Origin of the sequence: Komagataeibacter sucrofermentans DSM 15973, assembly GCF_040581405.1 — a bacterium.
GTDB classification, from domain to species: Bacteria; Pseudomonadota; Alphaproteobacteria; order Acetobacterales; family Acetobacteraceae; genus Komagataeibacter; species Komagataeibacter sucrofermentans.
The window spans coordinates 1724376-1745058 of record NZ_CP137157.1; the positions used below are offsets into that span (position 1 = coordinate 1724376).

Sequence of the window (20683 nt, forward strand, 5' to 3'; positions counted from 1 at the left end):
CACCATACATACCACCCTCTTTACATGTGCCCACCCGCTCCAGACAAAGGAGGACAGCCGATGGATGCATCCCGCACCCGCCCGGCGCAAGGCCCAGACAACACCGGGGCCGCGGTAAAAAAACCATCTCTCACGCCGCCGGCCACCCGGCCCGATACGCCCCCGCCGGCGCAAGCCAGGCCCTGCCTGTCGCACCGTCTCGCCAACCCGGCGCAACAGCCAAGGAAAAGCCTTTTCCGCAAATGAAAACACGGGTGCGCATGGCCGCACCCACCCGGCTGGAGCATGACATGAACGCCACCACACGCCCCTCTCAACCCGGTGGTGCGTTGCGCTCCTGGCTGGCGCGCCTGCCCCGATGGACCACCCAACCGGCATGGCAGGAAGATGCCACCCCGATCAGAAGCGAGATTTTTGGCCCCGAACGGCTCGAAGCCCATGCCAGAAGCCTGGCTGCCGCCCAGGCCATAACCCCTGACCCGCGCGGATACGGGCAGCCCCTGTCACGCAGGCTGGCGCAGAACAGCGCCTTCCTGCGCGCGGCCGATGTCCGCATTGCCGAGGCCATACAGGCGGGCAGGCAACTGACCCCCGCCGCCCAGTGGCTGGCCGATAACTATGCCCTCATCGACATGCAGATCCGCGAGACGGACCTTGATCTGCCACCGGGCTACTACGCGCGCCTACCCAAGCTGGCAGGCGGCCCGTTTGCGGGCCTGCCGCGCGTGTTTGGCGTAACATGGGCGCTCGTGGCGCATACCGACAGCAATATCCAGCCCGCCATGCTCTACGCCTATCTGCTGGCCTACCAGAGCGTGACGCCCCTGAACATTGGCGAACTCTGGGCCGTATCCATCACGCTGCGCATCGTGCTGATCGAGAACCTGCGCCGGGTCACGGGCGCCATCATGGCCAACAATGCCAGCAGGCGCGAAGCCGATGCCCTGGCCGACCGGCTTGCGGCCTGCCGGCAGGACACGCCCGCCGCCCTGTCAGCCCTGCTCGCCTCGGTGGCGCCACACACGCTCACCCATGCCTTTACCGCCCAGCTTGCCCACCGCTCGCGCGGGCTGGACCCGGAAAAAGACCCCGCCCTGATCTGGCTGGCCCAACGCCTGGCCGACCGGGGCACCACCATGGACAACGCGGTGCGCGACGACCTGCTTGAACAGGGCGCGTTCAACGCCACCATCCGCAACATCATTACCAGCCTGCGCCTGATCGCGGGGTTTGACTGGACCGAGGCCTTCGAGCGGGTCTGCCTCGTCAACCGGGTGTTCGGGGCCTATGACAGCTTCACCAGAGCCGATTTTGCCAGCCGCGACCTGTATCGCAAGGCCATAGAGGAACTGGCGCGCGGCAGCGGTCTGAGCGAAATTGCCATAGCCGAACACGCGGTGGCCCTGGCCCGACAGGCACAGACCACCACGCCTGACGACCCCCGCCGCGCCGACCCCGGCTATTACCTGCTCATGGCCGGACGGACGCGGCTGGAGCATGCCATCGGTTTCCGCCCCACCGCACGGCTTGCGCTGGTGCGGGCGTTCTGCGCACGCGGCATCAAGGCTTACAGTGCTGTCGTCACCGCGCTGACGCTGCTGTTCCTCGCCGTGCCGCTATGGTTGTGCGATGCCGCCATGGGGGGCGCTTCATGGCTGCTGGCAGCCCTTGCCTTCGTGCCCGCATCCGAGGCGGCGGTGGCGTGCGTGAACCGCCTGGCGCTTGAGGTCATACAGGCGACATCCCTGCCGGGGCTTGAGTTCAGGGAGGGGATTCCCCCCACGCACCGCAGCATGGTGGTGGTGCCTGCCCTGCTCACCACGCCCGCCACCGTCGCCACCCTGCTGGCGCGCATCGAGGTGCATTACCTTGCCGCGCGTGATGACATGGTGCACTTCGCCCTCCTGAGCGACTGGCCCGACAGCCCCACCCCGGATGCGCCCGATGACCAGCCCCTGCTGGCGACAGCGCTGGCGGGGGTGGCAGCACTCAACCACAAATATGGCCCCGCCGCCGGTGGCACGCGCTTTTTCGTACTGCACCGCAGGCGGATATGGGTGGAAAGCGAGCAGGCCTGGATGGGCTGGGAGCGCAAGCGCGGCAAGCTGCACGAACTCAACCGCCTGCTGCGCGGCGCGGCCGACACCACCTTCATGCCGCCCGCAAGCCCCCTGCCACAGGCCATAAAATACATCATCACGCTTGATGCCGATACGCGCCTGCCACTTGAAACCGTGCGCCGCCTGATCGGCAAGATCGCCCATCCGCTCAATGCCCCGCGTTTCGATCCCGTATCGGGCCGGGTGCATGAAGGCTACGCCATCCTCCAGCCACGGGTCACGCCCGCCCTGCCCGTTGGCCATCACAGCACGCTGTTCCAGCGCATCTATGCCAGCGCGAGCGGCATAGACGCCTATTCCGCCGCCGTGTCCGACCTGTACCAGGACATGTTTGGCGAGGGGTCATATGCAGGCAAGGGCATATATGACATCGACGCCTTCGAGGCCGCCCTTGCACGGCGCGTGCCGGACTCCACGCTGCTCAGCCACGACCTGTTCGAGGGCATTTTCGCCCGCGCGGGGCTGGTATCGGACATTGAGGTGGTGGAGGATTTCCCCACCGACTACCTTGTCGCCGCCCAGCGCCTGCATCGCTGGACGCGGGGCGACTGGCAGTTGCTGCCATGGGTGCTGTCGGGCGCGGGCCATTCGCCACGCAGCCACGTTTCAGGCATCGCGCGGTGGAAGATGCTTGACAACCTGCGCCGCACGCTCAGCACGCCGCTGGCCCTCGCCGCGCTGGTGGGGGCGTGGTTCCTGCCTTTTCACGTGGCCCTTGTCTGGACCGCCTTCATGCTGGCGGCCCTTGCCCTGCCCGCCTTCCTGCCCGTGCTGGCCGATCTCGTGCCCCGGCGGGAATGGATCACGCTGCGCAGTTATTTCAGCGTGCTCGGTGCCGCCAGCGCCGAGGCCGGCGTAATGACCTTCCTCAACGTCACCTTCCTGTCGCATCAGGCCTTCCTCATGGCCGATGCGATCGGGCGCACGCTGGTGCGCGTGTTCATCACAAGGCGGCACATGCTGCAATGGGTGCCGGCCGACCAGCTGACCGACCGCACGCGCGCCGGTCTTGCGGGGTATTACGGGCATATGCTGTCCGGCCCGGTGCTGGCGGGGAGCATGACGTGTGGCGTCAGCCTGTGGGCGCCGTGGAACCTGTTCGTGTGCGTGCCGGTGGCGGTGCTGTGGGGGCTTTCGCCCGCCATTGCCATGTGGGCCAGCCGCACGCCGGTCATTGCCGCGCGCTCGCGCCCCTCGCGCACCGATATCCGCGCCCTGCGCATGACGGCGCGGCGCACATGGCGCTTTTTCGAGACCTATGTCACCCCCGCCGACAACATGCTGCCGCCCGACAATTTTCAAGAAGACCCTGCGCCCCTGCTGGCGCGGCGCACCTCGCCCACCAATATCGGCCTCTATCTTCTGTGCACCATCAGCGCGCGTGATTTTGGCTGGGCCGGACTGGCTGATACCGTGGCCCGGCTGGAGGCGACCTTCGCCACCCTGGCGCGCATGCCGCGCTACCGGGGGCATTTTTACAACTGGTATGCAACCGACGACCTGCGCCCGCTCGATCCTGCCTATGTCTCGAGCGTGGATAGCGGCAACATGGCCGGTCACCTCATTGCGCTGGCCAGCGCGTGCCAGCGCTGGGCTGAACGCGGGCCGGAGACCGACCCGTGGCGCGCGGGCATGACCGATGCGCTCAACATCGCCATGGCCGACCTCACCTTCAGCAATGGCGCGCGGCGCAATCATACCGCGCCCGAGCGGCAATTGCTGCGCCTGCTCACGGGGCTGAAAAACGCGGTCCTGTCCGACACTGCCGCCCGGTCGGCAGTCGAACTTGGCCGCCTGCGCCGCCAGGCGGCGGCGGCGGTCGATCATGCCGCCGTGCTGTACAGCAACCTGCCCGACACCGCGCCCGACATCGCAACCGACCTGCTATTCTGGATTGCGGCCCCCCTGCGCGCGCTCGAGAGCCACCAGCGCGACCTTGACCAAGACCTGCACGCAACCCTTGCCCCGCGCCTTGTCGCCCTCGCGCAGGCGGCGCGGCACATGGCGCAGGAGATGGATTTCAAATTCCTGTGCGACCCGGCGCGCAAGCTGCTCTCGATCGGCTACCTCGTGGCGGAGGACACGCAGGATACGAACTGCTACGACCTGCTGGCCTCGGAGGCGCGGCTGGCGGTGTTTTTCGCCATCGCCAAGGGCGACATGCCCGCCCAGGACTGGTTCCGCCTTGGCCGCTCCATCACCCCGGTGGGCAACGGGGCGGCGCTGGTGTCGTGGTCGGGGTCGATGTTTGAATATCTCATGCCCTCGCTGGTCATGCGCGCGCCCATGGGCAGCCTGCTCGAGCAGACCAATACGCTGATCGTGCAGCGCCAGATCGCCTACGGGCAGGCCCGTGGCCTGCCGTGGGGCATATCGGAATCCGCCTATAACGTGCGCGACCTGGAATATACCTACCAGTATTCCAACTTCGGCGTGCCGGGGCTGGGGCTCAAGCGCGGGCTGGGGCTGGACCGGGTCGTGGCCCCCTACGCCACGGCGCTTGCCGCCATGGTTGACCCGCAAAAGGCGGTGGCCAATCTGTACGTGCTGGAAAAAACCGGGGCGCTGGGCCGGTACGGCTTTTATGAATCACTCGATTACACGCCCGGCCGCGTGCCTGACCGCAGCCCTGTCGCGATCATACGGGCCTATATGGCGCACCATCAGGGCATGTCGATCCTTGCAGTGGCCGATACGCTCATGGGGGGCATCATGCGCACGCGCTTTCATGATGATCCGCTCATGGCCTCGGCCGAACTGCTGTTGCACGAACGCGCGCCGCGCAGGGGGGCGGTGGCCCGCCCCCTGCCGCTTGAAGATGACAGCAAGGCCCCGGCCCCGCCCGTCACCACGCCCGCAGGCCGTTACCTTGACCGGGCCGACACGGTGCAGCCGGTAACCCATCTGCTTTCCAACGGGCGGTACACAGTCATGCTTACGGCGGCAGGGTCAGGCTACAGCCGCTGGCTCGGCCACGCCATCACGCGCTGGCGCGAGGACATGACGTGTGATGAATACGGCCAGTACATTTACCTGCGCGACCGGGGCACGGGCCGAGTGTGGTCCGCCACCGCACAGCCCTGTGCCGCGCGGCCGGATGAATATGGCGTGGCCTTTCATGAAGACCGCGCCGAGTTCGCCCGCCGTGACGGCAACCTGACCACGACGCTGGAAATATTCGTCTCCGCCGAGGATGATGCCGAGGCCCGCCAGCTTTCGCTCTACAACGCAGGCAGCGAGGCGATAGAGCTTGAAGTCACCAGCTACAGCGAACTGTCCCTGCTGGGCCAGGATGCCGATCTGGCGCATCCGGCCTTCACCAAGCTGTTCGTGCAGACCGAATACCTGCCTGAAGCCCGCGCGCTGATCGCCACCCGCCGCAGGCGCGCGCCTGATGACGCGGGGATATGGGTGGCGCATATGGCGGTGTGTGACAGCGCGATCGAGGTGGAAACCGACCGCGCCCGCTTTATCGGCCGCCGCCATGACGTGCATGACCCCGCGGCCCTGCACCCGCGCGCGCGCCTGTCGGGCGCCACCGGCACGGTGCTCGACCCGGCCTTCGCCATCCGCACCACGCTTTCCATCCGCCCCGGCGCCATGGCGCGCATCACGTTATGGACCATGGCCGCCCCCACCCGCGCCGCCCTGCTGGACATGATCGACACCCATCAGGACGCCACGGCGGTCGAGCGCGTGCGCACGCTGGCCTGGACGCAGGCGCAGGTGCAGTTGCGCCATCTCGACATCAGCCCCGCCACGGCGGACCTGTTCCAGCGCCTTGCCGCCCATATCCTTTACGCAGGCCCGGCCCTGCGTGCCGATGCCATGACCATTGCCCGTGGCGCCGGGCCGCAGCCGCTGCTCTGGGCGCAGGGCATTTCAGGCGACCTGCCGCTGCTCGTGCTGCGCATAAAGGCGGCGGATGACACGGCTCTGGTGCGTCTTGTGCTCGTGGCGCAGGAATATCTGCGCCTCAAGCAGGTGGCGGCGGATCTTGTCATCCTCAACGAACATCCGTCCTCCTACATGCAGGATCTGCAGGTGGCGCTTGACCAGCTGGTGCATGCCACGCCGCGCACGGCCAGCACGGCAGGTTCGGTGCGCGTGCTGCGCGCCGATCTCGTAACACCCGTGGTGCTGGATCTGATCCTGTCGATTGCGCGCGTGGTGCTGGTGGCAGGCCAGGGGCTGGCCGAACAGCTTGACCGGGCCGAAGCCCCGCTGGCACGCCCCGTGCCGCCCGTGCTCCCCGTGCCGCGCCAGCCCGCCACGGCCTTTGGCGCGCCGCCGGTGCCGGAACTTGAATTCTTCAACGGCCATGGCGGCTTTGCCGAGAACGGGCGCGAATACGTGATCGTGCTCGGCCCCGGCCAGACCACGCCCGCGCCGTGGGTCAACATCATCACCAACGAGACATTTGGCTTTCAGGTCACGGCGGAAGGCAGCGGCCATACCTGGTCGGGCAACAGCCGCGAGCATCAGCTCACGCCATGGTCGAACGACCCGGTCAGCGACCACGCAGGCGAGATCATCTACCTGCGTGACGAGAACAGCGGCACGCTGTGGTGCCCGGGTGCCGCGACACGGCGCGACGCGGCGGCAACCTACGTCACCCGCCACGGGCGCGGCTACACGCGGCAGGACCGCGTGGCCCATGGCATTGCCAGCACGCTTTTGCAATACGTGCCACCCACTGATGCGGTCAAGATCACGCGCATCCAGTTGCGCAACCTTTCGGCCCAGCCGCGCACCCTGTCAGTCACGGCCTATGTGGAATGGGTGCTTGGCCCCGCGCGCAGCAAGGCCGCCCCCTTCATCCTGACCGAACGCGACGACGAGACCGGCGCCCTGTTCGCGCGTAACCGCTGGCAGGCGGACTATGCCGGGCGGGTCGCGTTTGCCGATATGGGCGGCTACCTGAGTGCCAGTTCCGGTGACCGCACCGCCTTCATCGGGCGCAACGGCACGGTGGAAAACCCGGCCGCCTTCACCCGCCCAAATAACGTGCAGGGCCGCACCGGCGCGGGGCTTGACCCGTGCGGCGTGGTGCAGACCATGGCCACCGTGCCGCCGGGCGGCCGTGTCGAGATCGTTTTCCTGCTCGGTGAAGGCGAAAACGAGGCCGATGCCCGCCGCCTCATCACCCACTACCGCACAGCTGACCTTGACCGCGTGCTCGAAGCCGCAACCAGCCAGTGGGAGCAGGTGACCGGCTCCATACAGGTCAGCACGCCAGACCGCTCGCTCGACATCATGCTCAATGGCTGGCTGCTGTACCAGACGCTGGCCAGCCGGGTCTGGGCGCGGGCGGGCTTCTACCAGGCCAGCGGGGCCTATGGCTTTCGCGACCAGTTGCAAGATGGCATGGCGCTGGCGCTATGCCGCCCCGCAGCCGTGCGCGCCCACCTGCTGCGCGCGGCCAGCCGCCAGTTTGTGGAGGGCGACGTGCAGCACTGGTGGCTGCCACAGACCGGCGCCGGCGTGCGCACCCATATCTCCGATGACCGGGCCTGGCTTGCCTATACGGTGGCGCATTATGTCAGCACGGCGGGCGACAGTGGTGTGCTTGACGAAATCATCCCCTTCCTCGAGGCGCCGCCCCTGCCGCTGGAGGAACATGACCGCTTCATGATCCCGGCAGTCTCATCGCAGACAGGCAGCCTGTTCGAGCACTGCGCCCGCGCGCTCGATCATGCGCTGGCCACGGGTGCCCATGGCCTGCCGCTGATGGGCACGGGTGACTGGAACGATGGCATGAACCGCGTGGGCGAGCACGGCAGGGGCGAGAGCGTGTGGCTGGGCTGGTTCCTGCACGCGACGCTGGCCACCTTCATTCCGCTGGCGCGCGCACGGGGTGAAAACGCGCGCGCGCAGGCGTGGGAGGCACATATGCAAACCCTTGCCACGGCACTCGAGGCCACGTGGGATGGCGACTGGTACCTGCGCGCCTATTTTGATGACGGCACGCCACTGGGCTCGCATACCAGCGCGGAATGCCAGATCGATGCCATATCCCAGTCATGGTCGGTGCTGTCTGGCGTGGGCGCGCCCGACCGGGTGGCCCATGCCATGCGCTCGGTGCGCGCGCGGCTGGTACGCGCCGATGAAGGACTGGTGCTGGTGCTCGCCCCGCCTTTTGATACCATCGGCCCTGATCCGGGCTATATTCGTGGCTACCCGCCCGGCATACGCGAAAATGGCGGCCAGTACACCCATGCCGCCCTGTGGACCGTCATGGCCTTCGCAGCCCTGGGCGATGGCGCGCAGGCACATGCCCTGCTGCACATCATCAACCCCATCAACCACAGCCTGACCGCCGAGGCTGCCGGGCGGTACCGACTGGAACCCTATGTTGTCGCAGCCGACATCTATTCCCGCCCGCCGCATGTGGGGCGGGGCGGCTGGTCGTGGTACACCGGATCAGCCGGATGGATGCAGCGCGTAGGCGTGGAAACCCTGCTCGGCCTGCGCGTGCAGGGTACGACGCTGATCGTTGACCCGTGCATTCCGCCCGGATGGCCCGAATTCACGGCGCGGCTGCGCTGGCGCACCGCCACCTATGCCATAACGGTTAGCAACCCAGAGCATATGAGCGCGGGCGTACGCCATGTCGTGCTCGATGGCGCGGCCCTGCCCGCCACCGATGCGATCGGGATGGTGGATGACGGCGCAACCCATATCGTGACCGTGACCCTCGGGCCGCCACCGCAGGCCGTTACGTGACGGATGGATCTGGTTTGAGGCGCAGTTTCATCACTTATTAATTTACCACCACCCATGCAAAAGGCCCGAACCATCCCGCCCGTATGCCGTTGACTGACTGACAGCAGGACAAGACGCGGTTTTTACTGCTGCCTTTTCCATAAAGGACAGGGATCATGTCTTATCTTACGCACCAGCACGCGCGTGGCGGCACGCCTTCAGCCCCCGTGGATGAAGGCCATGCCGCCCCGAAGGCTGAAGGGCACGGCAAGCCCCGCAAGGGCGAGGACGAGCCGGAATCCAGCCTTGACAATGATGAACGGGTCGAGGCCACCAGCCACAAAGGCCCGCAGCAGAACTGTGCGGAAGGCTGCGATGAACACGCCCGCCCCGAAGGCCAGCCCGGCGCGACACCTACCAAAAAACCCTGATGGCGCGACCGGGCATGAAGCTCGGTATTCGCGCCCATATTCAGACCGCGCAAAAGTATTCACACGACAGGCAGGCGCATGACGCAACCTTTTCCTGACGTGATGCCTTCAATGCGTGGGTCATCCCCCCAAATGAAAGAAGACACAACCATGAAAAAGATTCTGCATTCCACCCTGCTTGCAGCCGTCGTGGCAAGTGTTCCCGCCCTGGCTGTGGCCCAGTCATCCGCCCAGCCTAACGAGCCTGCGCCCACGGCCAATTCGGCGGCCTCGCAGGTGGGGCGCAATCCGCCTTCGGCCACCTCCACAAACGGCCAGCGCGTCGAACCGTCGGACAAGCTGTGGAACAACCCGCGCACCGTGGGCGAACAGCCTGGAACCCAGCCGCCGAACAACAATGATTCCTCTGGCAGCGCCACCCCGTATGGCCACAGCCATACCCACCCTGGCTCGGAGGGGCGCAGCAGCCGCGGCGGCAACAAGACACCTTCCCCCGCCGATAGCAGCGAACAGTAAGCCACGCAGCCGCACGGAGCCTGCGCCGCTCCGTGCCTTATGTGAGAACAGGCATGTACCTTCCCTGTGGCCAGCCCCCCATGCCCCCGCCAGCCCCACCTCCGCCATTGCGTGACCCGCCGCCGGCAGGACCAGATGGCCCCGACCCGTTTGATGACCCGCCGCCCCCACCACCCCCACTCCAGAACAAGGACGCGTGATCATGCATAACAGTCCCGACCCCAAGGAAGAAAAGCAGCCCACTCCCGCCGAGACGCATGAAGACGAGGGCCGCGACGAAGCGCTTGACGAGAGCTTCCCCGCCAGCGACCCACCATCGCAGGGACGCACCACCGGCCCGCGCTCACAGCCGCACAATACAAAGTGAGCTGTCACCCTCATTCACGATGAGGGCGCCCGTTAAAAGGGCGCTACCTGTTTTCGGAGCTTTTTGAAAAAAGCTTCCCCAAAAACTTTTGGCGGCAGGCTGGCCCTCCGCCTGCCGGTCCCTTTCGGGGCGGGAACGCGCCACCATCCCGCCCTTTTGCGGGCGCGGCTCATGCCAGTGCATGCACCAGCCCGCAGCAATACTCTATTTTACAGCAGACGGAGAACAGCCATGGCCATCCATGCATCCGGCGCGATGTCAGCCTCATCCACACGCAATCCCGGCCCGCAGGCCCCTGCTGCCCACGGCACGCTGGCCGGGCGCACCATTGCCTTCCTGGCCACCAATGGCGTGGAGGATGTGGAACTGAGCGAACCGGCGGCGGCCCTGCGCGCGGCGGGTGCCCATACGGTGCTTGTCGCCCCCGAAGCCGGTGAAATTCAGGCCATGAAAGCTGATGTAAACCCCACCCGGCGGCTGCATGTGGACATGCCGGTGAACGAGGCCCGCGCGGATGAATTTGATGGCCTTGTGCTGCCCGGCGGCACGACCAGCCCCGATCACCTGCGCATGGACCCGCAGGCCGTCAGCTTCGTGCGGGCGTTCGTGCAGACGGGCAAGCCCATTGCCGCCATCTGCCACGGCGCATGGACGCTGATCAACGCCGAGGGCGTGCGCGGGCACACGCTCACCTCATGGCCCTCGCTGCGCGTGGACCTGACCAATGCAGGCGCGCACTGGGTGGACCGCGAAGTGGTGAGCGATGGCATGCTGGTCACGTCACGCAACCCGCATGACCTCAAGGCATTCTGTCCGGCCATCATCACCCTGTTTGCCAAAGCCCCCCACCGCGCAGCGCAGTAAAGGGAGGCGGGCAAGATGACGAAGAACCCGACTTTCCTGCGCTATTACGCCACGACCATGCTATGCGCGGGCGCCGCCACGCTGGGGGCCGGTTTTGTGGCCTGGTGGCGCGGGCGCAAGGTTGCAACCGATGCCCCCGTGGCCACGGCGCACGCATCCCCTCCCGCAGCCCACCCCGGCCCGCATGAGCGCGAACCTGCAGAGACCGACACGACACGCCAGGTCGCGCGCAAGATGATCCAGTATTTTGTCATTCCGCTATGGCTGACGGCGGGCCTGACCGACTGGTGGTGCCATCGCCGCACGGATATCGAGCATACGACGGGACTGAAAGAAACCGGCATCCATCTGCTCATGCTTGGCGAGGCCGCCTTCCCCGTTCTGGCGGGCCTGTTCCTGGAAATTGACGCGCCCGTGCTGTCGCTCATGATCGCCTCGTTTTTCGTGCATGAAGCCACGGCGATGTGGGATGTCAGCTATGCCGTAACCCGGCGCGAGGTGCAGCCGGTGGAGCAGCATGTGCACAGCTTTCTGGAAATGGTGCCGCTGCTGGCCGTTGCACTGGTGGCCGTGCTGCACTGGCCACAGCTTCAGGCGCTGATGGGGCGCAAGGTGATCCGCTCGCACCCCATCCGCCTCAAGCGCGTGCCGCTAGGCCTGCGCTATGCTCTGGGCGCACTCGGGGCGATGGCCCTGTTCGAGGTGCTCCCCTATTGCGAGGAAGCCCTGCGCGACTGGAAAGCCAATCCCGGCCGCCTCACGCCCCCTGCGGGCCAGCCGGTGTAAAATTTTTCCCAACCTTATCTATTATTATACATTGCAATATAGTCAGCTGGTATCTAATCAGCTGACTATATTTATGCTTTAAGCAAAATATAGAATAATTATTATAATTTAAATTTTTAAAAATTTTAATTTAATATATATTATTTACATATTAAATGAAATAAAACTGCAAATATTATTATATTTGGAAAATGAATATCTGTAATTTCCTGAAAAGATTTCCATAAAAACGCCTTAATCCGTAACTTTTGGAAAATTTTCAAGCGAGACAGATATGTCAGACGATTTTCGGCAAAAGTTTAAAGTATTTTCAGAACGTATGGTCGGTCTTGCACCACGTTGCAGCAATGAAGAAGCAACCAAAATGTTTCTCGTGCTGCCTTTTTTGCAGTTCCTGGGATATGATATAATGAACCCGGATGAAGTCTGCCCGGAGCACCATGCAGACTTTTCAGAAAAATATAAGAACAGGGTTGATTATGCAGTCCTTCGTGAAGGTCATCCTGTCATTGCAATCGAATGCAAGGCACTTGGCGCACCGCTAAAAGATGACCGGGGACAACTGAAATCATATTTCAATGCGGCCCATACCGTAAAAATGGGCGTCATTACCGATGGTCTGGTTTATGAGTTCTATGCCGACTCAGACGAACCTAACATGATGGATCCAAATGCTTTCCTTTCATTCGATCTACGTGAAATTGCCAAAGGCAAAATCGAGGATTCGGTTGTTGATGGGCTGAAAAGCCTACAGAAATCAAACTTTGACCCAGAAAATATTGGCGCTGAAGCCAAGCGCAAACTGGTCTTTCAAAATCTAGTTCAACAGATTGAAGAACTGGCAGTTACCCCTAGCGAGGCTTTCGTCCGCCTTCTTTTGCAAAATATTGGACTTAAACATGTCCGGGCCAAGGCAGTTGTCGAATATACGGAATTAACCAAGAATGCATTTGCTGAATTTGTGAATCTACGCATTCTTCAGCGATTGGACCTGCCAGTAAAAGATAAAGAAACGGACAAGCCTGTTCTGGTTCCTGACCCATCCAAAGGGGATGCTGACGCAAAACCGAATGACGGCCTGGTCATCACTGATACCGAATTCCATGTATATGAGTATGCCAAGCGCCGTTTAGCCTTTTTAGCTGACAACGATGATCTTTTCGATGCAATCCCGGGAGTGGAATACAAAAATTATAAAGGGAAATTCGTTGTTTTTTATCGCAAAGAACGTGCTGGTCGTCTTTTCGATTTTTATGAAAACAAGGGAACAAAATATACATTTGATTTCGGCGAAGAATTCGGCGGTGAGTTTGGTTCTGATGAACTCGGCGGTCTGGACGAACAGCTTCTAAAGGTATTCAAAGCCCGTGTTGAAGCCATGGGTATCAAAGGAAAGCGCGCCAAAGGAGAGAACTGATAAAAACAACGGTTGTTTCCCAACCCACCGAATCATCCAGCATGACGGCGTTCTTACTTGACACCAGGCCTGTCAAACCTTGAATGACAGAACAGACTGCATAGCTTCTTGTAATAAGCGTGATGCAGTCTGTCTTTTCTGATTTGGCCCATGATGCATCACCGGACCATGACGGTTGCTGCGAGGCAGATGGTCAACATCGGTAAGACGCATGTCATGGGTATCAGGCGTGCCCGTCATGCCAGAAACAGGGGAACGGATGCCTCAGGAGAATTTTTCCCCGACCATTTCCTCGCTTTTTGCCCATAGCGCCTCGGCATGCACGGGATCGACCGCGTAGGCCCGCACGCCCGCACTGACCAGGCTGATCGGCTGGTCAGTGGGCACGACCGGGCTTATGTGGCAGTCTTCACAGTAATGGCCACCAACCGCCTCAGCCTCCGCCACCACGCCAGCCCAGACCGATGTGGCCGCGCCCTGTGGGATGGTCTTGAACTGGAACGGCGGTTTTCCTTCCGCCGCAGCCTGTTCATTGATCCGCGCCACCATTTCCTCCACGCCGCCTGCTGGCATGTAACGTGTCAGTTCTGTCAGGATTCCACCGGGGTGCACTGCTGCGGCGCGCACGCCGCGTGCGCGGTGCCGTGCATCAAACGCAACGGCAAACAGGATATTGGCCGTTTTTGAGCGCCCATAGGCGATGAACGGATCGTACGGCGTATACTCGAAATTCGGGTCTTTCAGGTCAACATCCGCAAAGCGATGCCCGGCTGAGGACACATTGACCAGCCGCGCACCGGTGCGCATCAGCCCCGCGATCCGGTTGACGAGAACAAAGTGCCCCAGATGATTGGTGCCGAACTGCGTCTCGAACCCGTCCTTCGTATGGCCAAACGGCGTCGCCATCACGCCCGCATTGGCGATGACCAGATCGAAGGGCAGGCCGGTTGCGCTCAACTGATCGGCGCAGGCGCGGACACTGCTCAGGTCCGCAAGGTCAAGGGCGATCAGTTCAAAACCTCCTCCCCCACGCTCCGCATCGGCACGGACCTGCGTGGTGGCCTGTTCTGCTTTTATCAGGTTGCGTGCGGCCCCCACCACGTGGGCGCCGTGTGCGGCAAGGGCACGCGCGGTTTCAACCCCCAGACCGGCAGAAACGCCGGTAACAAGAACACGTTTTCCCTTCAGGGACACGCCGGAGAGGACATCGTCCGTCGTCGAGCTTGCGCCAAAAGTCTGCGTCATGGGTAAAACTCCTTGAAAGGATGCATCCGTTTTTTGCCGAAGCAGCATGTGGGATGTTATGTGGAGTGTAGCTCCGCTTGATATATGCGGAGGATGTCTCCGCTTAACAAGAGGAAAACTGGTGACCGACGAAAAAAAGCCACGCCGCCGCCCGCGCAGCGACGGACAGCGCAACAGGGAAAACCTGCTGAAAGTGGCCAAGGCTGCCTTCACGGCGGGGGAAGTCGATATTCCTCTGGACGAGATCGCCCGTCGTGCAGGCGTGGGCATCGGCACGCTTTACCGCCATTTTCCCAATCGTGATGCGCTGATCGAGGCTGTCTATCGCGCTGAACTCGACCGCCTTGCCGATGCCGCACCGGTTCTGGCCGCGCAGCACCCGCCCGTCGAGGCCCTGCGGGCATGGATGCGGCTGTTTGTTGACTACATTGCCGCCAAGCTGGTGATCGCCCCCGCCCTCAACGGCCTGGCAGGCGGCACGGGCGCGCTCTATGCCCAGTCCGGCACGGTTCTGCAAAGTGCGATCGAGGGGCTTGTGGCGGCAGCCGTTGCCAGTGGCGACATCAGCGCAGATATCGAGCCGGTTGACCTGCTCCGTGCCCTGGCGGGTGTTTCGAACTATGCGGCTGGCCCCGGATGGGAAACCAGTGCGAAGCGCCTTGTCGATATTCTCATCGCCGGATCACGGGCGTTGGCATCGTAATATTACGCTATGCAAAAGCTGGTCTGGCCGCTCTATCGGGCCTGTTCGTGCAAGAACAGATAGGGCGACAGATCCCTTCCAGGCAGTAACGTCTGGCGATCCCGACCGGGAAGGGCTTCGCGCCCACTGGTGCATCAAGGGGCGGGGTAACGTTTATTGCTGTTCCTTTCACGCGCCTGAACAGCGTCATGAACGGTTAATGGTCAGGCGGGCGGCCCCGCCGCTCCGTGTCCCTTGCGTCACTGCATGGCAGGTAGCCGCATGCACGGGCAGAAAGAACGCAACCAATTTCCTCTTTCGTGGCTTTTCATCCGAGCAAGTGCACTGCACGCGGCCCGGTCATGGCCCCTGCCCCATTATTACCGACAGTTCAAGAAAAGGGATGGAACGATGGTGTCCACCGCGACAGCCCTCCTGCTGGCCAGATTTCAGTTTGCCTTCACGGTAGGGTTTCATATCGTTTTTCCCGCTTTTTCCATCGGGCTTGCCGCCTATCTGGCCGTGCTGGAAGGCACGTGGCTGAAAACCGGCAGGCAGGTCTATCTCGATCTCTATCAATACTGGCTCAAGGTCTTTTCCATCGTCTTTGCCATGGGCGTCGTATCCGGGCTGGTCATGTCGTATGAATTCGGCACGAACTGGTCGGTCTTTTCACGCAAGGCGGGGCCAATTACCGGCGTGCTCCTGTCATATGAGGTGATGACGGCCTTTTTCCTCGAGGCCGGTTTTCTGGGTGTCATGCTGTTTGGCATGAACAAGGTGGGGCGCGGGCTGCATTTTGCGGCAACGTGCCTTGTCTCGCTCGGCACGCTCATTTCCATGACATGGATCCTCGCCTCCAATTCATGGATGCAGACCCCGCGCGGCTATATGATCGAGCCGGGCACGGGCCGCTTCCTGCCGGCGGACTGGCTTGCCATCATCTTCAACCCCTCCTTCCCTTTCCGGCTGCTGCACATGGGGCTTGCGGCCTTCCTGTCCGTGGCTTTTGTGGTGGGGGCAACGGCTGCGGGGCATATGCTTGCCGCCCGCAGGCGGGGCGAGCGGGCAAGCGAGCCGGTGCGGGTCATGTTTTCCATGGCGATGTGGATGGCGACCATCGTAGCCCCCCTGCAACTTGTTGCAGGCGACATGCATGGCCTGAACACCCTTGAGCACCAACCCGCCAAAATCGCCGCGATGGAGGGGGACTGGACATCGGAAGACCATGCGCCCGAACTGCTGTTCGGCATTCCCAACATGAAGACGGAACATACGGATTATGCCGTGGGCATTCCCCTGCTCGGCTCCCTCATCCTGACCCACAGCCTTGATGGCAAGGTGCCGGGCATGAAGGATTTTCCAGCTCAGGACCGTCCGCCTTCCTATGTCATCTTCTTTACCTTCCGCATCATGGTGGCGCTTGGCATGGCCATGATCGGCATGGGGCTGTGGTCGCTCATTTTGCGGCGGCGGGGGCAGATCTATGACAGTGCGGGCCTGCACCGTGCGGCTGTTGTCATGGCGCCGGTAGGGTTTGTGGCGCTGCTGTGCGGCTGGGTTACGACCGAGGTCGGGCGGCAGCCATGGACCGTCTATGGCCTGCTGCGCACCGAAAACAGTGTCTCCCCCATCATGCTGCCCAGCATGGCCCTGACGATGACGGCATTTGTGGTAGTGTATTTCTTTGTATTCGGCTCCGGGCTGATCCTGCTTGTGCGCATGCTGCGCCATGCACCGCAGACCGGCGAGCAGGGCCCCTCGACAGACAATTCAACCTCCGTGCTCGGTGCGCGCTCCCACCCGCATGAGCTACCGGGCCACGATACGCCGCATGGTTCCGGCCCGGCCTGACAACCCCGTAAACCGCTATCAGGAGATGGAGCATGGACGGCGCTGCATACTGGCTACCTGTAATCTGGGGCGTGATCCTGGCCGCCGCGATCATGATCTATATCGTGCTCGACGGGTTCGACCTTGGCATCGGCATCCTGTTTGCCTTTGAACGCAGGCGCGACAGCCGTGACATCATGGTCAACACCATTGCCCCGGTATGGGATGGCAACGAGACGTGGATGGTTTTTGGCGGCGCGGTGCTGTACGGCGTCTTTCCGGGGGCCTATTCCACCTTGCTGCCTGCCCTTTACCTGCCGGTCGTGACCATGCTGCTGGCCCTTATCTTCAGGGGGGTCGCGTTTGAATTCCGTGTCCTGACCCGTATCGGCGCGGGCAGCCGTTCAACCTTCTGGGACTTCGGGTTCATGGCGGGTTCGGTCATTGTCGCGTTCTGCCAGGGGGCGATCGTGGGGGGCGTGATACAGGGCGTATCCACCACCGAGGGCTCTTTTTCCGGTGGCCCGATAGACTGGCTGACCCCGTTCAGCGTGCTGTGCGGCGTATCCGTGGTGCTGGGTTATGCGCTGCTTGGGGCATGCTGGCTGATCTGGCGCACGGAAGGCGCATTGCAGCAGCATTGCCGCGTGTGGGCATTGCCGCTTGCGCTGACGCTACTGGCCTGCATCGTGGCCGTAAGCATATGGACCACGCAGTTGCACGCCCCTTACCTGCGGCGCTGGATTGCGTGGCCCAATATCATGATCGTGGCGCCGGTGCCCATTCTGGTTGGCGTGCTGACAGTCATTTTCATGTGGGGATTGCGCAACAGGCACCACATCACGCCATTCCTGTGCACGCTGGGGCTGTTCTTCCTGTCATTTTCCGGGCTGGGCATTACGGTATGGCCCCATGCCGTGCCGCCGGGGCTGACATTGTGGGATGTATCCTCTCCCCCCTCCAGCCAGGCGTTTGAACTGGTGGGAACGGCCATCCTGCTGCCTGTCATCCTTGCCTACACGGTTTATTCCTACCGGGTGTTCCGTGGCAAGGTCACGGCAGCCGACAGCTATCACTGAGGCAGGCCCCATGCGCGATTTCCCCTCACCCGCAAAAAAGCTGACCACGCCCGGCCCGCTTGGCAGGCTGGGGTGGTTCGCCCTGATCTGGGCTGCCAGCACGGCTGTTGTCATGCTGGTGGCCGAGGGGCTGCACGCGATGATCCCGCGTTGAAAGGATGGGGCATGGCCTCATTGGTCCGTCATTCCCTTCATGCGGAACATGCCATGTCTTGCGCTATATCGCGAATGGCCACTTATCTGGGAACTGACAGATAAAAGTCACGCATGATGACCATGAGGAGGTGTCCGGGTCGTTATCGGCAAAACCGCCTCCGCCCATGTTTCCGCCTTCCATGCCACCTGCACGGCCGCCTTTTGTTTTTGAGAGCGTGTCGTCAGTTGATGCTGCGTGGCCAGCCCCCTGCACCGCCGTCTGCTTGTCGAAGCCGTTCTGTATCTTTCTGGAAGAAGAGGGACTGCCCTTTCACTGACGTGCGGCCCAGGAGCGGCATCCTGGCGTGAAATGGTATCGTTCCGGGGGTTCGCAATGCAGGCATTGTGTGGCATAGGCATATAATGCAAATGCGTCGCATTAATGAACCTGCCCCTCGCGCAAGACCCCCCGTGGCACCGGACCGGCTCGCGCGCACCGCACGGCTTAACCGCAACAGGATCGCCTGCGCCGTGCTCGCCTGCCTGCTGGCCTATGGGGTTGCCCGCCTGCTGGTGGCGGGTATTGCCGCAGGTACTGCCGGACCCGACCGCATCCATCTGGGTCAGATGATCGCGCTTTTTGGCCTGCCGGTCATGGTGGTGGTGGGCTTTGGCGCATGGCGACGGCACGCGGGGTTGCTGATGGTAGGGGCCTGTGGCTGCCTTGCCGCGGGCCTGAAGCTGTTTGCAACCTGATGCGCGAAACCCTGCGTACCCGCCTGGGCTGGCTGCATGGCTGGCTTGGCTATGGGGCCGGGCTGGTGCTGGCCTGCATCTTCGCCACCGGCAGCGTGGCGATGTTCAATATGGAAATCACGCGCTGGATGCAGCCAGAAGTGCAACTGGCCACCCCTGTGCCCCCCACCGCCCTGGCGCTTGATGCGGCAGCACACCTGATCGCGGCCGAGCAGGCCCGTGGCGTATCAGCCTTTATCGCCCTGCCCTCGGCCCGCTCGCCCACGCTGGATGTGCTGCATTACAATGGCCATGAATTTGTTGGCGCGCGGCTCGACCCGGCCACAGGCGCGGTCATACCGGCGCGGATAACGGCAGGGGGTGGGCTGTTCTACAATTTTCACCATACCCTGTTTCTTGGCGCACGAGTGGGCACGGTTATTGTCAATATTGTTGGAATGGTCCTTCTGGTTGCCATTGTGTCCGGTGTTGTCATTCATATTCACGCGCTGGTGCCCGATATCATCCTGCTGCGCCTGTCCGCGGCCCGGCTGCGGGCCTGGCTTGATGCGCATCTGCTGGCGGGTGTGCTGTTCCTGCCCTTCATGGTCATGATGGCCTATACGGGCGTGCTGGTTAAGGCAGACATGATCGTGCCCGCAGCACCACGCCCCGCGCCGCCGGTGCAGGCGAATGCACCACTCCCTGCCCCAGTGCCGGACATGACGCGGTTGCCGCTGGCACCCCTGCTGGCCCGGGCGCGCGCCAGCCTGCCGGGGCAGGAGCCGGGTTTCATCCTTTTTGCCCCTCAGCGCGTATCCATCTTTGCAGGCGATGCCAGCAGCGCGTTCCTGACCCGCGACCATGCCGATTTCAGCCTGCCCGAGGGCCACCCCCTCCCGGTCAGCACGACTGCCAGCCCCATCGCCCGCACCATGCAACTCATGCACGGGTTGCATTATGCGCGCTTTGCCCCACCGGGTTTGCGGTGGCTGTATTTTATATCCGGCCTGTGCGGCACTGCCGTCATGGCCAGCGGGCTGGTCCTGTTTGTAATGAAGCGCCGCCGCCATGCGGGCCATAGAGGCGCACACCGGCTGGCCGATGGGCTGAACGTAACCGTCATGGCAGGGCTACCCGCCGCCATGCTGGGTTTTTTAGAGGGCAATCGGCTCGTTCCCGCCACCCTGACCGGGCGTGAAGACTGGGAAACCGGCATTTTCTTTACGGTATGGGCGCTGTGTGCGGTGCATGCGCTCTTTCAGGCCCTGCGCGGGCAGGCACACCGGGCATGGCGGGCGCAGCTTGGCTTGGTCGGGCTGCTTGGTGCGAGCCTGCCAGTGCTGGACCTGCTCTGCTGCCCTGCCGCGTTCCGTGCGCTGCCGGGGCTGCACATGGCGGTGGATGGCATGGGGGTTGCTGCCGCAACCGTGGCGCTTTACGCCCGCTACAGGCTTGGGCAGCAGGGCGCATGACCTGCCTGTTCCTTCTCGCGCTGTGGGTGGCAGCCTTTATGTGCCATGCCGCCCTGTGGCCCACGCGCTACGGGCTGCCCGCGTTTCACCCCACCGGCCAGCGCCGCGCCCGCATGATGCGGCTGCTGCTGCCCCTTCTTGCGCTGGGGCTGGCCGTGGGCGTGCAGGGTTTTGTCGTGGGGCTGCTTTCATGGTGCGCCGCCCTGTCGCTTGGTGGTCTTCTGGCGGCCAGCCTTCTTGCCCTGAAAGGCAGGCAGGCTGACCGCCTGTAAACAGCAGATGTTCGGGTTGAA

The 20683-nt window shown here is 63.0% G+C and carries 16 protein-coding genes; 15 read left to right on the top strand and 1 reads right to left on the bottom strand.

The genetic code is table 11. From position 1 onward, the window contains the following. Positions 1 to 242: 242 nt before the first annotated feature. The 8 genes from R5N89_RS08375 (at position 243) to R5N89_RS08410 (ending at position 13206) form a co-directional block, all read left to right on the top strand. Positions 243 to 8846, top strand: coding sequence for a GH36-type glycosyl hydrolase domain-containing protein (locus R5N89_RS08375; RefSeq protein ID WP_354680673.1), 8604 nt, complete (start codon positions 243 to 245; stop codon positions 8844 to 8846). Between the two features lie 155 nt (positions 8847 to 9001). Next, positions 9002 to 9256: a hypothetical protein gene (locus R5N89_RS08380; protein WP_110567591.1), complete on the top strand. Its 255-nt coding sequence runs from the start codon at positions 9002 to 9004 to the stop codon at positions 9254 to 9256. Between the two features lie 150 nt (positions 9257 to 9406). Beyond that, positions 9407 to 9772: a hypothetical protein gene (locus tag R5N89_RS08385; RefSeq protein WP_244192074.1), complete on the top strand. Its 366-nt coding sequence runs from the start codon at positions 9407 to 9409 to the stop codon at positions 9770 to 9772. A 53-nt stretch (positions 9773 to 9825) separates the two neighbouring features. Continuing rightward, positions 9826 to 9972, top strand: a complete 147-nt coding sequence (locus R5N89_RS08390) for a hypothetical protein (RefSeq protein ID WP_354680674.1) — start codon at positions 9826 to 9828, stop codon at positions 9970 to 9972. Between the two features lie 2 nt (positions 9973 to 9974). Then, positions 9975 to 10139: a hypothetical protein gene (locus tag R5N89_RS08395; protein ID WP_167400825.1), complete on the top strand. Its 165-nt coding sequence runs from the start codon at positions 9975 to 9977 to the stop codon at positions 10137 to 10139. Positions 10140 to 10370: 231 nt separating this feature from the next. Next, positions 10371 to 11003, top strand: a complete 633-nt coding sequence (locus R5N89_RS08400) for a type 1 glutamine amidotransferase domain-containing protein (RefSeq protein WP_110567588.1) — start codon at positions 10371 to 10373, stop codon at positions 11001 to 11003. A gap of 15 nt (positions 11004 to 11018) precedes the next feature. Then, positions 11019 to 11789: a hypothetical protein gene (locus R5N89_RS08405; RefSeq protein WP_110567586.1), complete on the top strand. Its 771-nt coding sequence runs from the start codon at positions 11019 to 11021 to the stop codon at positions 11787 to 11789. 274 nt (positions 11790 to 12063) lie between these two features. Further along, complete coding sequence (locus R5N89_RS08410; protein ID WP_110567584.1) at positions 12064 to 13206, top strand: type I restriction endonuclease; 1143 nt, start codon at positions 12064 to 12066, stop codon at positions 13204 to 13206. 264 nt (positions 13207 to 13470) lie between these two features. Here R5N89_RS08410 and R5N89_RS08415 read toward each other — a convergent pair whose 3' ends face one another. Then, on the bottom strand, positions 13471 to 14451 hold the full coding sequence (locus R5N89_RS08415; protein WP_110567582.1) for an SDR family NAD(P)-dependent oxidoreductase: 981 nt from the start codon (positions 14449 to 14451) through the stop codon (positions 13471 to 13473). Positions 14452 to 14572: 121 nt separating this feature from the next. Between R5N89_RS08415 and R5N89_RS08420 the strand changes: the two genes are divergently transcribed. From R5N89_RS08420 to R5N89_RS08450, 7 genes are all read left to right on the top strand, one after another. Continuing rightward, complete coding sequence (locus R5N89_RS08420; RefSeq protein WP_110567580.1) at positions 14573 to 15154, top strand: TetR/AcrR family transcriptional regulator; 582 nt, start codon at positions 14573 to 14575, stop codon at positions 15152 to 15154. Between the two features lie 390 nt (positions 15155 to 15544). Continuing rightward, positions 15545 to 16987 (top strand): cytochrome ubiquinol oxidase subunit I, encoded by a 1443-nt coding sequence (locus tag R5N89_RS08425; RefSeq protein ID WP_110567578.1) that lies wholly within the window; start codon positions 15545 to 15547, stop codon positions 16985 to 16987. A 32-nt stretch (positions 16988 to 17019) separates the two neighbouring features. Beyond that, complete coding sequence (gene cydB, locus R5N89_RS08430) at positions 17020 to 18045, top strand: cytochrome d ubiquinol oxidase subunit II (RefSeq protein WP_110567576.1); 1026 nt, start codon at positions 17020 to 17022, stop codon at positions 18043 to 18045. A 10-nt stretch (positions 18046 to 18055) separates the two neighbouring features. Continuing rightward, positions 18056 to 18199: a DUF2474 domain-containing protein gene (locus tag R5N89_RS08435; RefSeq protein ID WP_110567574.1), complete on the top strand. Its 144-nt coding sequence runs from the start codon at positions 18056 to 18058 to the stop codon at positions 18197 to 18199. A 452-nt stretch (positions 18200 to 18651) separates the two neighbouring features. Then, positions 18652 to 18936, top strand: coding sequence for a hypothetical protein (locus R5N89_RS08440; protein ID WP_244192073.1), 285 nt, complete (start codon positions 18652 to 18654; stop codon positions 18934 to 18936). Further along, positions 18936 to 20390, top strand: coding sequence for a PepSY domain-containing protein (locus R5N89_RS08445; protein ID WP_110567573.1), 1455 nt, complete (start codon positions 18936 to 18938; stop codon positions 20388 to 20390). The genes R5N89_RS08440 and R5N89_RS08445 overlap by 1 nt, the downstream gene beginning before the upstream one ends. Next, on the top strand, positions 20387 to 20662 hold the full coding sequence (locus tag R5N89_RS08450; protein ID WP_110567571.1) for a hypothetical protein: 276 nt from the start codon (positions 20387 to 20389) through the stop codon (positions 20660 to 20662). The genes R5N89_RS08445 and R5N89_RS08450 overlap by 4 nt, the downstream gene beginning before the upstream one ends. The last annotated feature ends 21 nt before the right edge of the window (positions 20663 to 20683 follow it).

Excerpts from the sequence above, each read along its gene's own strand:
- R5N89_RS08380 (WP_110567591.1), top strand. The coding sequence starts at position 9,002 with ATGTCTTATCTTACGCACCAGCACGCGCGTGGCGGCACGCCTTCAGCC.
- R5N89_RS08410 (WP_110567584.1), top strand. The coding sequence starts at position 12,064 with ATGTCAGACGATTTTCGGCAAAAGTTTAAAGTATTTTCAGAACGTATG.
- R5N89_RS08390 (WP_354680674.1), top strand. The coding sequence starts at position 9,826 with ATGTACCTTCCCTGTGGCCAGCCCCCCATGCCCCCGCCAGCCCCACCT.
- R5N89_RS08435 (WP_110567574.1), top strand. The coding sequence starts at position 18,056 with ATGCGCGATTTCCCCTCACCCGCAAAAAAGCTGACCACGCCCGGCCCG.
- R5N89_RS08375 (WP_354680673.1), top strand. The coding sequence starts at position 243 with ATGAAAACACGGGTGCGCATGGCCGCACCCACCCGGCTGGAGCATGAC.
- R5N89_RS08415 (WP_110567582.1), bottom strand. The coding sequence starts at position 14,451 with ATGACGCAGACTTTTGGCGCAAGCTCGACGACGGACGATGTCCTCTCC.
- cydB (WP_110567576.1), top strand. The coding sequence starts at position 17,020 with ATGGACGGCGCTGCATACTGGCTACCTGTAATCTGGGGCGTGATCCTG.
- R5N89_RS08395 (WP_167400825.1), top strand. The coding sequence starts at position 9,975 with ATGCATAACAGTCCCGACCCCAAGGAAGAAAAGCAGCCCACTCCCGCC.
- R5N89_RS08385 (WP_244192074.1), top strand. The coding sequence starts at position 9,407 with ATGAAAAAGATTCTGCATTCCACCCTGCTTGCAGCCGTCGTGGCAAGT.
- R5N89_RS08445 (WP_110567573.1), top strand. The coding sequence starts at position 18,936 with ATGCGCGAAACCCTGCGTACCCGCCTGGGCTGGCTGCATGGCTGGCTT.
- R5N89_RS08425 (WP_110567578.1), top strand. The coding sequence starts at position 15,545 with ATGGTGTCCACCGCGACAGCCCTCCTGCTGGCCAGATTTCAGTTTGCC.
- R5N89_RS08405 (WP_110567586.1), top strand. The coding sequence starts at position 11,019 with ATGACGAAGAACCCGACTTTCCTGCGCTATTACGCCACGACCATGCTA.
- R5N89_RS08450 (WP_110567571.1), top strand. The coding sequence starts at position 20,387 with ATGACCTGCCTGTTCCTTCTCGCGCTGTGGGTGGCAGCCTTTATGTGC.
- R5N89_RS08400 (WP_110567588.1), top strand. The coding sequence starts at position 10,371 with ATGGCCATCCATGCATCCGGCGCGATGTCAGCCTCATCCACACGCAAT.